The sequence below is a fragment of the Frateuria defendens genome (assembly GCF_001182895.1).
In the GTDB taxonomy this organism is placed as follows: Bacteria; Pseudomonadota; Gammaproteobacteria; order Xanthomonadales; family Rhodanobacteraceae; genus Frateuria_B; species Frateuria_B defendens.
On the sequence record NZ_LFQR01000082.1, the window covers coordinates 1 to 14,468 of the forward strand.

Genomic DNA, 14,468 nt, shown 5'->3' on the forward strand with positions numbered 1-14,468 from the left:
ACAACAGACGACGAAGAACATGGTGGCGCCCGTCACGAACGGTGGATGATCAGACCATCCCTAGGGAACGGGGCCAGCATTGCCATTCATAGCGAATTCGCATATCCAACGCTTCATAGCGTCGCCGACGCGAAAGGTTTGCTTCCGACCACCGCGCCAATCTTTGCGAAATTGGGGACGACCGACTTCGAGCATGTTCTGCTCGCCTGCTGGTATGCAGAGCACGTCAACGGAGCATTGGGGACACCATCGGCCGACATCTCTGCGGCTTATGCGGAAGTGCGAACAGCACTGATCGAAGCTGTGCACAGCGTCCATCCGGTACATGCCGATGTCGCCGCCGACCTACAACGGGTCGGTACATTCGCGAGCGCTTTCCCGACTGTCGTCAGCCTGAACTACGACCTCACCTTGTACTGGGCCATGCTGCTGTTCAATGCAGCAAACGGTAGTTGGTTCAAGGATGCCTTCCATCACGGTGAATTTCAGACGAACTGGGAGTACCTGCGGAGGCCATATGGGCACGCTGCCGGAGCAACGCTGGTGTTCTACCCGCACGGCAGTCTTTCTGTGGCTCGCGACTACATTGGTGACGAGACAAAGATCGCGGCATCCACTGGCGCGACGGGCGATTTGCTCGAAGCGATAACCCGAAAGTGGTCGTCCGGGCACTACGTGCCAGTGTTTGTTAGCGAAGGAACCAGCAAGGAGAAGGTCGCCGCGATTCGCCGGAGTCACTACCTGACGAACGTGTACGAGGAAGTCCTGCCAGCGATCGGCGAGAGTTTGGTCGTTTATGGCTGGAGTTTTGACGAACGGGACCAGCATGTGCTTGATGCCATCTCGGCGAATCCGCTGAAGCGAATGGCGGTCTCCGTGTTTGCTGGTCAGGCAGATGAAGATCAGCAAGCGTTCTGCCACCAGGTTCTGAAGGCTGCTGGCCGGTCCTTGCCTGACACAGAGGTGAAGTTCTTCGACTCGCGAAGCCCTGGATGCTGGAACAACCCATGACGTGGTAGGGGCGGCAGCTGCGGTTCTTCGTAGCTAGATTGCAGTCTTCGGTTCGGCGATGAGGAGCATGACCTCTGCCTCTCGTCGGGCAACGAGGCCCGGAAGAATCTTGCCGCCGCCATAGACCCAGCGCCGCAGCTCCTTGCCCGCAGCGTGCCAGTCCCGCTGATTGATCCGTCGCCTCAGGGTCGATGTCTGAAGCCGCCCCGCGCCGAGGTTGAAGGTGAAGTCGACGATGGCCGCGAGTCGCCCCTCTGGTTCAGCGGCCAGCACCGGGCAGTAGCGAAGCGTGGCGGTGAGTGCTGTGCGCAGGTCCTGACGCAAGTAGATCTCGCCCTCTTCCTCGTTGATCGGTGGATGGTCTGGCTTGCACAAACGGCCGTAGCCGATCGTCCAGTAGCCGGCCGGGCAGATATAGGGATGGGCCCGGCGCAGCGGATCTGACCTCGGAATTCGATGAAATCCCTCGAAGCGCTTGGCAAGGGCGATAGCTGCCTGGGAAATCTGGCTCATGGCTTCACCCGGTCGAACACGCGCCCGATGAACCAAAAGTTCAGCACGCCGGCCCACAGGGCTTGGTCGGCTTCAGTCCATGCGTGGAGGATGGCAACACTCCAGTCGGCACCGCCTTCAATAGCAGCAACGAAGGCGGCCGTCTTGGCAGCGCAGTACAGCGCCATGAACCAATACGTGATGACTGGGCGGACGCTGCTCGACAGGGCATCGGCCCAGCGGACGCCAGTTTTCTCGCCCTGGGTGCGGACGGCTTCGCGCAGCGTCTCGATTGCGCCCACGTTCCACGCTGCATCGGCTCCGGCGCCGATTTCGTGCATGCGCTGCGCACCGCGTAGCTTCTCGAATTCGAGCGCCTTGTCCTGCATCGACAGCTCGTGGCCGCGTTCGCTCTTGCGGTCGAGCCACTTGAGAAGTTCAGGTGCCAGGCGAAACGCGCCGCCGAGCAGACCACCAAGAAGGGTCTCGATCATTGGCCACCTCCGAACACCTTGAACTTGATGAGGGCGCCCGCCACCAAGGCCAGCAGGAATCCGGTGGTGACCATCTTGATGACGGTCTGCCAGGCGGTGTGCTTGGCGGTGTTGAAGGCATCGAGCAGGCCGCGTAGTTCGCGGATGTCGTGGGCGGCGTCGTCACCGTCCAGGCCAACATCGGCCAGGGCACGTTTGGCGCCGCGTTCGGCGGCGCGATCCAGAAGGTCTTCGAAGTCCTCCTTGCGCAGGAGGAGCATGTTGTCGACCAGCGCGGGATTTTGTGGGTCAGTCATAGGGCAGGCTCCAGAAATGCAAAACCCGCCACTTGGGCGGGTTTCCGGGGTTCAGGGGAAATGGATCAGATGGCGATGCCGGGACTCCAACCGGGGGCCTTGTAGGCCGAGAGCACTGCCTCGTCCTCGATGAAGCACAGCCAGCCGACTTTGGGGATGTGGTATTCCCAGACGCCCGCGATGCGTGCCGCGATCTGGTCGGTCTTGCCGCTCCAGACGCCGGTTGCGCCAGCGGGAATGAGGTAGCGATCGCCATTCACCGGGCTAGCCGGCGGGGTCGCCAGATCGCGGTCTTTGACCGACAGGCTGACGACGGCGCCCAGCCGCTTCAGGTTGGTGATGCCGACCATCTTGGCCGCCGGCGTGGTCAACGTGGCTCCGGAGTAGCCGAGGGCCGCTTGTACCAAGAGGTTCAATCCGCTGACGGTGAGCCGGACATCCTGCAGACCAGCGACGGCAGGCTGACCCTGTCCGTGCCGATCCAGATCAAGCGCCGCAGTGGCCGCAAGTTGGTCACTCTCCCGAACGGTGAGACTGCACCAGTCAGACCGTGGGACGTGGCGCCAACCTCCATCCAACTGGCGCTGGCCAGGGGCTATCGGTGGCTGGCCATGCTGGAATCAGGGGAAGCGAAGTCCTTGAAGGAGATCGCCACGCGGGAAGGGATCGACAACAGCTACGTCAGCCGGATGGTCAACCTGACCACGCTGGCCCCCGACATCGTGGCGGCCATCCTGGACGACGCATTGCCGAACCACATCACGCTGTTTGATCTGGCGGTTGATCCGCCAGCGCTGTGGGATGAGCAGCGGGAGCGAGTCGGGCTTCCGCGTTGAAAATCAACCCGCGTCTGCAGGCGACCACGGACCACCTGCCTGCCAGCGGGCTGAAAACACCGCGCTGGCATTGGCCGCCTTGATGACGGGAAGCATGAACGCGACCAGTGCAGCAATGACGTCATTCAGCGCCAGCGCTTCCAGGCGGTTCTTTTTCAGGAAGGCCTGCCACTGCGCCTGTTTCTGCGCATCTTGCGCAAACGCATCGGTGAGGCCGAATGGGACCTCCCCAGTCAGAGCGGTTTTACGTCGACCGAAGGTCGCCTGAATCGCTTGGCGAAGGGTGTCGCCATCGAAGTCGGTGTGCTGCGCCAATATCCACAGATCGAAATAATCCTTCATGCGACTGTTGGCGATGCCAAGGGACGACAGCGCCTCGAATTTCTCGGCCACCACGGTGTAGCGCGGATAGACCCGCAGCTTGGGTGCTGCGAACTCCGCCAGCATGACGGGGTATTCGACATCCTCCGGGCCAGGCGTCACGGCGTCGCCGAAGCCGATATCGATCTGGATCTGGCAGCGCGCGCCATCGATCACACCGAGCAACGTCACGCGCACACCAGCGTAGTTCGCCTCCTTGCGAATCTCGGCGGCGTGCACGGTGTCGGGTTGAAACGCCACGCCGTCGTGCGTTTCGATCGCGCAGATATCCCTGAAGACGGCTTCGATGTGCGGCAGCTCTGCCGAGCCGAATCCCAGAAAATCAGCATCCCTGGTTGGGCGATGTGGAATGTCGAACCACAGGTCAAACAGCAAGGCACCCTTGAGCAGAAACTGATCCGCGTGCTTCGAGATGCTGATCCGGTACAGCAGCCGCTCAATCGCATAGCGCGTGAGGACCAAGTTGAAATCCTGCTTGGTCTCGCGGGCGCGGTTGAGCAGACGGGCACGTACTGATGCCGCCACGTTTCGTTCATTCATGACAGGCTTTCCATGTAGGGGCGCATCACATTGGCCACGCGGCACAGGGTGGCATAGCGCCAGAGTTCGTCCATGCTCACGCGCTTGGCACGCCAGGCTTCCTGCAGCGCTTCCATCGCCACATCGAGGCCGATCTTGTTGCGGAACTTGAAGCAGTCGGCCACGGTGCGAGCAATGTTGGTCACGCGCACGGTCACGCCATCGATCTGGTGTTCTTCAATCCCATCGGTCAGCGCGGGGCCAGAAAAGCGCACGATGCGCAGCGGCGGGTAATCCATCTTCGGCGCACGAGCCTTGTTGGGTATGGCGAGCCAGACCTCGAACGGTGACTGCGTGGTGAGGTCGTGCAACCGCAGAGCCGACAGCAGGCAGACGATGGCTTGCGGGTGTTTGCGTGCCACCTCGGCCAGCGTGCCATGCTCGGATACGCTGCGATCAGGACGGGCATACAGACCGCGACCCACGCGGGTGAGCAGGCCCTGCCGAACCAGCCGCGTGAGGGCGACACTGGGCAGACCCAGCGCATCGAGATCGCGCGGGCGTATCAGGCCGCGCTGGGCGGCGAGATCCAGAATGGTCTGATGTGAAGTTTCCATGCCGCCATGATGTTGCATTACGTCGGTAGTTGTCAATATCTACCGACAAAACACAACGTAAGCGGTTTCCTTTGCTATCCGATGCTGTAATCCAACCGCTTGATTCGTCCGCGCGTAACCCTTTGATCTATATGGCGCTGACTTGTGGCCTTTGTGGACTTCGGGCCAGTTCCAGGGAGCGAGGCCGGAGCGAGGGATGGCCAGGAGAGAGTGGAATGTGGCCGGGAACGGCCAATTCGGGCGGCTGGCGAAGTCCGCAGGCTTCCGCAGGAACCCCCAGCAACACGCGGGAACCGGCGCGATCGGGCAAGAAAAAACCCCAACCGAGAACGGTTGGGGTTTTGTTATTGGTGGAGGTGGCGGGAGTCGAACCCGCGTCCGAAGGCGTTTGACGCCCGGTACTACATGCTTAGCGCACCGTTGGATCTCGTCCCGCGACAGCACAGTGTGCGAAGCGCATCGAAGGACCAGCCTGCTTGATTTGACCCTTGCCGACAGGCGGCGGCTTCGGGCGATCCTGTGATGATGACCCTACATCCACGAGCACAGGCACAAGTGGGTTCGGGGCTAGGCCTTAAGCGGCCAGAGCGTAGTTGTCGTCGTTGGCAACTATAAGTTTTGCGGCTGGATTAACGAGGAAAGCTGCCCCCTCGGCATGCACCAAGCCATCTCACTACCCCCGTCGAAGCCAGGACACCCCCGGGGAAAAGAGCTGGTCAGCATGGCAAGTATATGGGGTCGGCGGTTGCGGCTTCAATGCGCCAGACCTTGCTCCCGTCGCCTCGATCCGAATGGCCATGGGGTCGCCGCCCGATTCCTCCCGCCAGAACGCCACGGGCAGAAGCCAGCGCGGAGATTCGATCACCGAAAACGAAAAAGGCGGCACGAGGCCGCCTGATTCCGCATTCGCAATGGAGGCCAGGGTCGGAATCGAACCGGCGTACACGGCTTTGCAGGCCGCTGCATGACCACTCTGCCACCTGGCCATTGCGCACGGATCACTACGGCAACGCCATCATGATCCGCCGATAAAATAAAACCCCGGCGATCCGAGGTTTCACGTGAACTGGAGCGGGAAACGAGACTCGAACTCGCGACCCCGACCTTGGCAAGGTCGTGCTCTACCAACTGAGCTATTCCCGCGTCAGAGCTAGAAAGCATAGCAGAACAGCGGCGGATGTGAAGCCCTTGCGGGGAAATTTTTCATCTTTTCGACATCTTCACCCTGCCCTCGGCGCGACATCGCCCTCCCATACGCGCATGGTCCGCGCGCTTGAAGAAGCCTCCGATGATGCCATGGCAGATGCCGCCCAAAACGACTCAAAAAACGAAGGCCGTCCGAAGCACACCTGGCATGGCGCACATACATGAGAGGCACCCGGCTTCACGACAGCCGCAGAAACGAAAAAAGGGCCTTAAGGCCCTTTTTTCGAAGACTCGGTGGATTCGTTCGAACCCCACGAGCCGGTATTTGGAGCGGGAAACGAGACTCGAACTCGCGACCCCGACCTTGGCAAGGTCGTGCTCTACCAACTGAGCTATTCCCGCATCGGAGCCGCGCATTCTAATGCGTGGCACGGAATCGTCAAGCCCTCTCGTTTCAATCGTCGGACTTCGTACCGGACACGGCCGTATGCGGCGCATCGCCCCGCAGGTAGGGCCATGCGGCGACCAGATAGTAGAGGCCGGACCAGATCGTGAGGATGCCGGCCAGCACCAGCAACGCCTCGCCGATGTGGTAGAGCCGCAGCGCCTCGGCATCCTTCTCGTGCTGCAGGATCAGCACCACCAGCGCCACCATCTGCATCACGGTCTTCAGCTTGCCGATGAAGGCCACCCTGACGGTGGCGCGCATGCCCAGTTCGGCCATCCATTCGCGCAGGGCCGACACGCTGATCTCGCGCCCCACGATGATCGCCGCCGTCACTGCCATCACGATGCCCGGCCAGCCGCCGCGGTGCGATTCCACCAGCAGGAACAGTGTCACCGCCACCATCAATTTGTCGGCCACCGGGTCGAGGAAGGCGCCGAAGGCCGAGGTCATGTTGAGCCGGCGCGCCAGGTAGCCGTCGAACCAGTCGGTGATCGCCGCCAGCACGAACACCACCGCCGCCGTGAAGTTGTGGCCGCGGAACGGCAGGTAGAACACCACCACCATCACCGGCAGCAATGCCACGCGGAACAGGGTGAGCCAGGTCGGCAGGTTGATGTGCATGCAGCGTGTCCTTTACTCCGCCGTCAGTGTCGCATGGAACGCGCGGCTACGATCACCCGTGCAGGGCCGCATAGATGCGCTCGGCCAGGCCGCGGTCGATGCCCTTCACCCGGGTCAGCTCCTCGACGCCGGCGGCCTCCACGCCGGGCAGGCCGCCGAAGGCTTTCAGCAGCGCGGTGCGGCGGCGCGCGCCGATGCCGGGCACGTCCTCCAGCACGCTGCGCTCGCGCGCCTTCTCGCGCCGCTTGCGGTGGCCGCTGATGGCGAAGCGGTGCGACTCGTCGCGCACCGCCGCCACCAGGTGCAGCGCCGGCGACGCCGGGCCCGGATGGATCTCGCGCCCGGCGCTGGCGAGGATCAGGGTTTCCTCGCCGGCGCGCCGCCCCGGTCCCTTGGCGACGCCGACTACTTCGATGCCGGTCACGCCCAACTCGCGCAGCACGTCCAGCGCCTGCGCCACCTGGCCGCTGCCGCCGTCGATCAGCAGCACGTCGGGCTTGGCGCCCTCGCCTTCTGCCACCCGGCGGAAGCGGCGTGTGAGCGCCTGGTGCATGGCCGCGTAATCGTCGCCCGGCGTGATGCCGGCGATGTTGAAGCGGCGGTAGTGCGATTTCTCCGGGCCTTCCGGACCGAACACCACGCACGAGGCCACCGTGGCCTCGCCGCGCGTGTGGCTGATGTCGAAGCACTCGATGCGCCGTGGCGGCTCGGCCAGCTCCAGCACGCGCTGCAGGTCGGCGAAGCGCGCGCCCAGCGTCTGCCGGCTGGCGAGGCGCGAGGTGAGCGAGGCCTGCGCGTTACGCTCGGCCATCTGCAGGAACTGCGCGCGTTCGCCGCGCACGCGGGTCTTGAGTTCCACCGCATGCCCCGCCTGCCCGGCGAGCAGTTCGGCGAGGATCTCCTGGTCGGAAATCGCCTCGCCCAGGACCAGCTCATACGGCACCGGGCGATCGAGGTAATACTGCGCCACGAACTGCGCCAACACGTCGGCCGGCTCGGCATCCAGCGGCAGGCGCGGGAAGAAGTCGCGCGTGCCCAGGCTGATGCCGTTGCGGAAGAACAGCACGCTGACGCAGGCGAGGCCCGCCTCGATGCGGCAGGCGATCACGTCCATGTCCGCGCTGGCGCCCTGCACGTGATGCTGCGCCTGCAGGCGGCGCAGCGCGGCCACCTGGTCGCGCAGCGCCGCCGCGCGCTCGAAATGCAGGGCGGCGCTGGCGCGCTCCATGGCGCCGACCAGTTCGTCGATCACCGCGCTGCTGCGCCCTTCCAGGAACATCTCGGCGTGGCGCACGTCGCTGCGGTAGTCCTCCACGCCGATCAGCTTGACGCACGGCGCCGTGCAGCGGCCGATCTGGTGCTGCAGGCACGGCCGCGAGCGGTTGCGGAAATAGCTGTCCTCGCACTGGCGCACCTTGAACAGCTTCTGCATCAGACTGAGGCTTTCGCGCACGGCGAAGGTGCTGGGATACGGCCCGAAGTAGCGCCCGGGCTGGTTGCGCGCACCACGGTGGAAGGCCAGCCGCGGGTAGTCCTCGCCGCCGGAGAGGTAGATGTAGGGGTAGCTTTTGTCGTCGCGCAGCAGGATGTTGTAGCGCGGCTTGAGCGACTTGATCAGCTGCGATTCCAGCAGCAGCGCCTCGCCCTCGGTGCGCGTCACCGTGATCTCGCAGCGCGCGATCTGCGCCACCATCGCACCGATGCGCGGCTCCATCCGCGGCTTGAGGAAATAGCTGCCGACGCGCTTCTTGAGGTTGCCGGCCTTGCCCACGTAGAGCAGCTCGTCGTCCCCGTCGAAATAGCGGTAGACGCCGGGCGAAGTGGTCAGGGTGCGGACGAAGGCCTTGCCGTCGAAGGCGGGCATCGGAAGGGACTGCATGCCCCCCATTCTAGCGGAACAGTCCACGCCGGCTGGCGGACCTGCTGCGTAGATTCGGCGCCATGAAGGTCCACAGGGCATGGCGAGGCGGCCAGTCGACGGCCTGCCAAGCCGTCGACGCGGGCTCACCATCTCGCGGCCGCGCTCCTGCCACCTGGCTTGCCGTCAATCCCGGATGTTTTCGCCTGCCGGCCAGGCGCTCAGCCCGGTCCGTGCAGCCATGCCTCGGCGCGCTGCAGGTCGGCCTCGGTGTCGATGCCCGGCGGGAACGGTTCCGGCGTCAGCCGCACGGCGATGGCGTGGCCGTGTTCGAGCACGCGCAGTTGCTCCAGCGACTCGGCCTGCTCCAGCGGCGTGCGCGCCAGCCGCGTGTAGCGGCGCAGGAAGCCGGCGCGGTAGGCGTAGATGCCGATGTGGCGCAGGAACGGCACCCCGGCCGGCAGCGCCTCGCGGCCGGCGGCAAAGGCATTGCGCGCCCACGGCAGCGGCGCACGACTGAAGTACAACGCCCGGCCGTTCGCTGCGCGCACCAGCTTCACCACATTGGGGTCGAACAGCTCATGAGCGTCGGCGATCGGCGTGGCGAGCGTGGCCATCGGCGCCGCGTCCTCGGCCAGCGCGCGCGCCACCTCGCGGATGCCGGCGGCGGGCGCGAACGGCTCGTCGCCCTGCAAGTTCACCACGATGGCCTCGTCGGCCCAGCCGTAATGCGCGGCGCACTCGGCCAGGCGGTCGCTGCCGGAGGCGTGGTCGACGCGCGTCATGCACACGTCCACGCCCTGCCCCGCCAGCGCCTCGGCGATGCGCGCATCGTCCACCGCCACCACCACCTGCGCCGCCCCCGCCTGCAAGGCGCGCTGCGCCACCCGCACCACCATCGGCACGCCGGCGATGGCGCGCAGCGGCTTGGCCGGCAGACGGGTGGAGCCGTAGCGGGCGGGAATGGCGACGATGAAGGGTGGGACGGCCGGCATGGCTACCTCATGGCGTGAGCGCGCAAGCCTACCCGTTGCGGCGGCGGCGTTCGAGCCCCGGTCGCCCCAGGAACTGTTCACGATGCCTTGCGAGACGCGCGCACCTTGCCCCGCAACCGGGCGTCGCGGCGTTGCCGCCGAGCAAGCGCGCTACAGGTCCGGCACGCCAGCGGCAAGAGCATATGAACCGGCGCCAAGAACCCGCCTTGCACAAGGCAGGCTCTTGGCGGTCACCGCGGCCTCACTCCGCCGCGGCGAGCGCGAAGCCGCAGCCATTCGCCAGTTCGATGAAGCCGGGGAAGGAAGTGGCGACGTTGCGGCAGTCGCCGATGGTCACCGGCCCTTCCGCCACCAGGCCGGCCACCGCGAAGCTCATGGCGATGCGATGGTCGCCGTGGCTCTCGACCCGGCCGGCACCGAGGCGTCCGCCCTGGATGATCGCGCCGTCCGGCGTCTCCTCAATGGCCACGCCCAGCGCACGCAGGCCGGCGGCCATGCTGGCGATGCGATCCGATTCCTTCACCCGCAGCTCGGCCGCGCCGCGGATCACCGTGGCGCCCTCCGCCACCGCGGCGGCGACAAACAGCGCGGGGAACTCGTCGATCATGTCCGGCACCAGCGCCTCCGGCAGCTCGATGCCGTGCAGGCGCGCGTGGCTGATCACCAGGTCGCCCACCGGCTCGCCGCCGCTCTCGCGCTCGTTCTCGATGACGATGTCCGCGCCCATCAGGCGCAGCGCCTGCAACAGGCCGGTGCGGCGCGGATTGAGGCCCACCGCGGCAAGGCGCAGCTGCGAGCCCGGCACGATGCTGGCGGCGACCTGGAAGAAGGCCGAGGAGGAGAAGTCCGCCGGCACCGTGATGTCGGTCGCCCGCAGCCGATGGTTGCCGCCAAGCCTGGCATGGCCGGGCGCGAAAGTAATCGGCCAGCCGAAGGCGGCCAGCATGCGTTCGGTGTAGTCGCGGGTCGGGTGCGGCTCGATCACCTCGGTCTCGCCTTCGGCGTACAGGCCGGCCAGCAGCAGCGCCGACTTCACCTGCGCGCTGGCCACCGGTAACTCGTAGCGGATGCCGTGCAGCGCGCGGCCGCCGCGCACGGTGAGCGGCGGCAGGCCGTCGTGGCTGTCGATCTGCGCGCCCATGCGCGCCAGCGGCTCGGTGACGCGGCGCATCGGGCGCTTGGAGAGGGACTCGTCGCCGACCAGCGTGCTGTCGAACGCCTGCCCCGCCAGCAGGCCGGCGAGCAGGCGCATGCCGGTGCCGGCGTTGCCGCAATCGAGCGGCTGCGCGCAAGCGCGCAGGCCATGCAGGCCCACGCCGTGCACCACGCGCTCGCCCTCGGCCGGCGTCTCGAAACGCACGCCGAGCTGCGCCAGCACCGCGGCGGTGGCGCGGGTGTCCTCGCCCTCCAGGAAGCCCTTGATGTGCGAGCTGCCCTCGGCCAGCGCGCCGAACATCAGTGCGCGGTGCGAGACGGACTTGTCGCCGGGAACGTCCACGCTGCCGTGCAGGGGACCGGCCGGGCGGCTGGTCCAGTCGAGGCCGCCGCCGCTCACGGCAGGGCCACGGGGTAGGAGCCGAGCACGCGCACGTGCGCAGCGGCTGGTTCTATTTCGGCCAGCGCAACCTTCATCTGCTCGTCGTCGACATGGCCGGAGACGTCGATGAAGAAGGCGTATTGCCAGTTGCCCGTGTGGGCGGGGCGGGATTCGATGCGGTTCATGCTGATGCCGTGGCGGGCGAACGGGCTGAGCACGTCGTACAGCGCGCCGGGCTTGTCGTTCACCGTGATGAGCAGGGAGGTGCGGTCGTTGCCCGAGGGCGGGAACAGCGAGCGGCCGATGACCAGGAAGCGAGTGGTGTTGTCGGCGCGGTCCTCGATCGCCGAGGCGACGGTCTTCAGGCCGTAGATCTTGCCCGCCGTCTCGCCGGCGATGGCGGCCGCGTCGTCGATGTGCCGCGCCAGCCGCGCGCCTTCCGCATTGCTGCTGACCGCGATGCACTCGGCGTTGGGCAGGTTCAGGCGCAGCCAGGTCTTGCACTGCTGCAGCGACTGCGCGTGGCCGTAGACGCGGCGGATGTCCTCCAGCCGGCCGCTCACCGAGTGCAGGCACTGGTGCACACGCAGCTCCACCTCGCCGCAGATGCGCGCCTCGGAGGTGAGGAACATGTCCAGCGTGACCTGGATCATGCCCTGGCCGGAGTTCTCCACCGGCACCACGCCGAAGTCGGCATGGCCGGCGGCGACCTCCTGGAACACCTCCTCGATGCTGCCCAGCGGCAGGCCGTAGGCGGCATGGCCGAAGTGCTTGCGCACGGCCTGCTCGCTGAAGGTGCCCTCGGGGCCGAGGAAGCCGACCTTGAGCGGGTCCTCCTGCGCCAGGCAGGAAGACATGATCTCGCGGAACAGCCGCACCATCTCGGTGTCCGACAGCGGCCCCTGGTTGCGGTCCACCACCATGCGCAGCACGTGGGCCTCGCGCTCGGGGCGGTAATAGTCGATCGCCGAGAGACCCTCGCCCTTCACCCTGGCCACCTCGCGCGCCCAGTTGGCGCGCTCGGAGATCAGTTCCTGGATCTGCCGGTCGATGCTGTCGATACGCTCGCGCACCTCGCCGAGCGAGAGCTTCGGTTCGTTCATGGGATGGATGTCCAGGCGTAAAGCCGTCCAAGGGGACCGCCAATGGTGCCGCAAAACCGGCGGCTTGTGTGCACGGGCAATCTCAACCGTGGCGCGTCGCGAAGTCGCGCATGAAGGCCACCAGCGCCTCAACCGCCTCCGGTGGCACCGCATTGTAGAGCGAGGCGCGCATGCCGCCGACCGCCTTGTGGCCCTTGAGCGCGAGCAGGCCCGCCGCCTCCGATTCCTGCAGGAACAGTGCATCGAGCGCGGTATCGTGCAGGGTGAAGGGCACGTTCATGCGCGAGCGCGAGGCCGGGTCGATCGGGTTGCGGTAGTAGCCGCCGGAGCCGTCGATGGCCGCGTAGAGCTGCCCGGCCTTGGCCTCATTGCGCGCCGCCATCGCGGCCAGGCCGCCCTGCGCCTTCAGCCATTCGAAGGTCAGCCCGGCCAGGTACCAGCCCCAAGTGTTGGGCGTGTTGAGCATCGAGCCCTGCGCGGCGTGCGCGGCGTAGCGGAAGATCTTCGCCATCGGCCGGCCCGCGCGCTCGAGCAGGTCGCGCCGCACGATCATCACCACCAGGCCGGACGGGCCGATGTTCTTCTGCGCGCCGGCGTAGATCAGCCCGTAGCGGCCGACGTCCAGCGGACCGGACAGGATGTTGGAGGACATGTCCACCACCACCGGCACGTCGCCGGCGGTGGGGATGTCATGGAACTCGACGCCGTGGATGGTCTCGTTGGCGACCACGTGCACGTAGGCCGCGCCGGGATCGAGCTGCCAGCCGTCGCGGGCCGGCACCTGCCGGTAGTCGTCGGCGCGGTTGCTGGCGGCGATGTTCACCTTCACGTACGGCGCCGCCTCGCTGGCGGCCTTCTCGCTCCAATGGCCGGTGATGACGTAGTCGGCGCGCTCGCCCTGGCCGGCCAGGTTCATCGGGATCTGGGCGAAGTGTTGAGTGGCGCCGCCCTGCAGGAACAGCACCGCGTAGTCCTCGGGCACCGCCAGCAGCTCGCGCAGGTCCGCCTCGGCCTGCTCGGCCATGGCGATGAAGCGCTTGCCGCGATGGGACTGTTCCATCACCGAGGAACCGCTGCCGCCCCAGTCCAGCAGCTCGCGCTGCGCCCGCTCGAGCACCGCCAGCGGCAGCGCCGCCGGTCCCGCACTGAAGTTCCACGCCCTGCCCACGTTCGGTTTTCCTAGCCTGAGAAACAGGCCGGCATTATGACGCTGCGCAACAAGCCCGGGTCAATGCACGGCATGTCGCAAGCGGGCGGGGCAGCACCGGCGTCGATGCCGGCCTGCCGGGCCTTGGCCGCAGGCTCCGGCGGCTTCTAGAACCGGAACAGCAGGACCAGGGCGATGCCCAGCGCCAGCACGGCGGCCGTGAGGATCAGCCACCAGACCTCGCCGCGCGGGCCGGCCTGCGCCTCGGGCGATGGCGGCGCGGGCGGGTCGGGCATCACGATCTTGGGTATCGGGCGCAGCCCGGGCGCGTCGATCACGAAGCGGTGGACGCCGATGCCGAGCTGGTCGTCCGGCCGCAGCCTCGCCTGGCGCACCGGCGCGCCGTTGACCCGCAGCGGGTAGCGCTCCGGCAGGCTGCGCGCCTCAACCTCCAACTGGCCGTCGCGCCAGCCGAGCACGAGGTCGGCGCTGGCGCCCTGCGGCAACTCCAGCGGCACCTCGCCGGACGAGCCCAGCTCCAGACGCTCGCGCAGGGGAAACACCCGCCCCGACAGCGGCCCGGCCACCGCGCGCAGCGCCGCCGTGCAGCGGGCGGCGTCGGCCAGGGCCTGCGGCGCGCGCCGGCCCGGATCCTCGTCCGCGCGCAGCTGGAGGCGGCATTCGCCGATGCTCAGCACGTCGCCGGCGCGCAGCAGCGCCCGCTCGCGCACCGGGCGCGCGTTCACGTAGATGCGGCCGCCGGCGGGCAGCACCTGCAGCACCCAGCCGCGCCGGTCCTGCTCGATGCGCAGGTGGTGGGCGGCCACCTGCGGCGAAGCCAGCACCAGATCGTTGTCGGGCGCGCTGCCCAGGCGCAGCGACGCCTGCGTCCAGCGGAAATCCTCGCGGGTGGAATGGGGAAACTCGATGCGCATCGGTAAACCGCTCGGCGAACGGCCGGACTCTA

15 protein-coding genes, 3 tRNA genes and 1 other RNA gene are annotated in these 14,468 nt (G+C 66.7%); 2 read left to right on the plus strand and 17 right to left on the minus strand.

Annotated features, from left to right (window positions below; translation table 11 throughout):
• On the plus strand, nucleotides 1-1,011 hold a 1,011-nt coding region (locus ACH65_RS19060; protein WP_237561505.1), incomplete at its 5' end, for a DUF4917 family protein.
• A 33-nt stretch (nucleotides 1,012-1,044) separates the two neighbouring features.
• Here ACH65_RS19060 and ACH65_RS11875 read toward each other — a convergent pair.
• From ACH65_RS11875 to ACH65_RS11890, 4 genes are all read right to left on the minus strand, one after another.
• Nucleotides 1,045-1,524, minus strand: coding sequence for a lysozyme (locus tag ACH65_RS11875; RefSeq protein WP_049622815.1), 480 nt, complete (start codon nucleotides 1,522-1,524; stop codon nucleotides 1,045-1,047).
• Entirely contained in the window at nucleotides 1,521-1,997 is a 477-nt protein-coding gene (locus ACH65_RS11880) for a hypothetical protein (RefSeq protein WP_049622816.1), read from the minus strand. The genes ACH65_RS11875 and ACH65_RS11880 overlap by 4 nt, the downstream gene beginning before the upstream one ends.
• Nucleotides 1,994-2,293 carry a DUF6127 family protein gene (locus ACH65_RS11885; RefSeq protein ID WP_049622817.1) on the minus strand — a complete coding sequence of 100 codons (300 nt, stop codon included), beginning with the start codon at nucleotides 2,291-2,293 and terminating at the stop codon, nucleotides 1,994-1,996. Before ACH65_RS11885 ends, ACH65_RS11880 begins: the two co-directional genes overlap by 4 nt.
• Nucleotides 2,294-2,358: 65 nt before the next feature.
• On the minus strand, nucleotides 2,359-2,664 hold the full coding sequence (locus ACH65_RS11890) for a DUF2793 domain-containing protein (RefSeq protein WP_049622818.1): 306 nt from the start codon (nucleotides 2,662-2,664) through the stop codon (nucleotides 2,359-2,361).
• Between the two features lie 27 nt (nucleotides 2,665-2,691).
• Here ACH65_RS11890 and ACH65_RS11895 point away from each other — a divergent pair, with 27 nt between their 5' ends.
• Entirely contained in the window at nucleotides 2,692-3,129 is a 438-nt protein-coding gene (locus tag ACH65_RS11895; protein WP_049622819.1) for a hypothetical protein, read from the plus strand.
• 3 nt (nucleotides 3,130-3,132) lie between these two features.
• Here ACH65_RS11895 and ACH65_RS11900 read toward each other — a convergent pair whose 3' ends face one another.
• From ACH65_RS11900 to ACH65_RS11955, 13 genes are all read right to left on the minus strand, one after another.
• Nucleotides 3,133-4,050, minus strand: coding sequence for a nucleotidyl transferase AbiEii/AbiGii toxin family protein (locus ACH65_RS11900; RefSeq protein ID WP_082190292.1), 918 nt, complete (start codon nucleotides 4,048-4,050; stop codon nucleotides 3,133-3,135).
• A complete protein-coding gene (locus tag ACH65_RS11905; protein ID WP_049622820.1) occupies nucleotides 4,047-4,646 on the minus strand; it encodes a type IV toxin-antitoxin system AbiEi family antitoxin domain-containing protein in 600 nt (199 codons plus the stop codon). The genes ACH65_RS11900 and ACH65_RS11905 overlap by 4 nt, the downstream gene beginning before the upstream one ends.
• Nucleotides 4,647-4,994: 348 nt before the next feature.
• Nucleotides 4,995-5,347: a transfer-messenger RNA gene (gene ssrA, locus ACH65_RS18575) on the minus strand.
• 211 nt (nucleotides 5,348-5,558) lie between these two features.
• A tRNA-Cys gene (locus ACH65_RS11910) sits at nucleotides 5,559-5,632 on the minus strand.
• A gap of 81 nt (nucleotides 5,633-5,713) precedes the next feature.
• A tRNA-Gly gene (locus ACH65_RS11915) sits at nucleotides 5,714-5,789 on the minus strand.
• Nucleotides 5,790-6,118: 329 nt separating this feature from the next.
• Nucleotides 6,119-6,194 (minus strand) — tRNA-Gly (locus ACH65_RS11920).
• A gap of 52 nt (nucleotides 6,195-6,246) precedes the next feature.
• On the minus strand, nucleotides 6,247-6,861 hold the full coding sequence (gene pgsA / locus ACH65_RS11925; protein WP_049622821.1) for a CDP-diacylglycerol--glycerol-3-phosphate 3-phosphatidyltransferase: 615 nt from the start codon (nucleotides 6,859-6,861) through the stop codon (nucleotides 6,247-6,249).
• Between the two features lie 52 nt (nucleotides 6,862-6,913).
• Entirely contained in the window at nucleotides 6,914-8,740 is a 1,827-nt protein-coding gene (uvrC, locus tag ACH65_RS11930; protein ID WP_049622822.1) for an excinuclease ABC subunit UvrC, read from the minus strand.
• Nucleotides 8,741-8,940: 200 nt separating this feature from the next.
• Nucleotides 8,941-9,714, minus strand: a complete 774-nt coding sequence (kdsB, locus tag ACH65_RS11935; protein WP_049622823.1) for a 3-deoxy-manno-octulosonate cytidylyltransferase — start codon at nucleotides 9,712-9,714, stop codon at nucleotides 8,941-8,943.
• Between the two features lie 241 nt (nucleotides 9,715-9,955).
• On the minus strand, nucleotides 9,956-11,269 hold the full coding sequence (gene aroA / locus ACH65_RS11940; protein ID WP_049622824.1) for a 3-phosphoshikimate 1-carboxyvinyltransferase: 1,314 nt from the start codon (nucleotides 11,267-11,269) through the stop codon (nucleotides 9,956-9,958).
• Nucleotides 11,266-12,354 (minus strand): prephenate dehydratase, encoded by a 1,089-nt coding sequence (pheA, locus tag ACH65_RS11945; RefSeq protein ID WP_049622825.1) that lies wholly within the window; start codon nucleotides 12,352-12,354, stop codon nucleotides 11,266-11,268. Before pheA ends, aroA begins: the two co-directional genes overlap by 4 nt.
• Before the next feature lie 82 nt (nucleotides 12,355-12,436).
• Entirely contained in the window at nucleotides 12,437-13,522 is a 1,086-nt protein-coding gene (serC, locus tag ACH65_RS11950; RefSeq protein ID WP_049622826.1) for a 3-phosphoserine/phosphohydroxythreonine transaminase, read from the minus strand.
• Between the two features lie 146 nt (nucleotides 13,523-13,668).
• Entirely contained in the window at nucleotides 13,669-14,436 is a 768-nt protein-coding gene (locus ACH65_RS11955) for an FHA domain-containing protein (RefSeq protein ID WP_049622827.1), read from the minus strand.
• Nucleotides 14,437-14,468 lie beyond the last annotated feature (32 nt).

Bases quoted from the DNA above. Each gene is read 5' to 3' on its own strand.
- ACH65_RS11875 (WP_049622815.1), bottom strand. From the start codon at position 1,524: ATGAGCCAGATTTCCCAGGCAGCTATCGCCCTTGCCAAGCGCTTCGAG.
- ACH65_RS11880 (WP_049622816.1), bottom strand. From the start codon at position 1,997: ATGATCGAGACCCTTCTTGGTGGTCTGCTCGGCGGCGCGTTTCGCCTG.
- ACH65_RS11885 (WP_049622817.1), bottom strand. From the start codon at position 2,293: ATGACTGACCCACAAAATCCCGCGCTGGTCGACAACATGCTCCTCCTG.
- ACH65_RS11900 (WP_082190292.1), bottom strand. From the start codon at position 4,050: ATGAATGAACGAAACGTGGCGGCATCAGTACGTGCCCGTCTGCTCAAC.
- ACH65_RS11905 (WP_049622820.1), bottom strand. From the start codon at position 4,646: ATGGAAACTTCACATCAGACCATTCTGGATCTCGCCGCCCAGCGCGGC.
- pgsA (WP_049622821.1), bottom strand. From the start codon at position 6,861: ATGCACATCAACCTGCCGACCTGGCTCACCCTGTTCCGCGTGGCATTG.
- uvrC (WP_049622822.1), bottom strand. From the start codon at position 8,740: ATGCAGTCCCTTCCGATGCCCGCCTTCGACGGCAAGGCCTTCGTCCGC.
- kdsB (WP_049622823.1), bottom strand. From the start codon at position 9,714: ATGCCGGCCGTCCCACCCTTCATCGTCGCCATTCCCGCCCGCTACGGC.
- pheA (WP_049622825.1), bottom strand. From the start codon at position 12,354: ATGAACGAACCGAAGCTCTCGCTCGGCGAGGTGCGCGAGCGTATCGAC.
- ACH65_RS11955 (WP_049622827.1), bottom strand. From the start codon at position 14,436: ATGCGCATCGAGTTTCCCCATTCCACCCGCGAGGATTTCCGCTGGACG.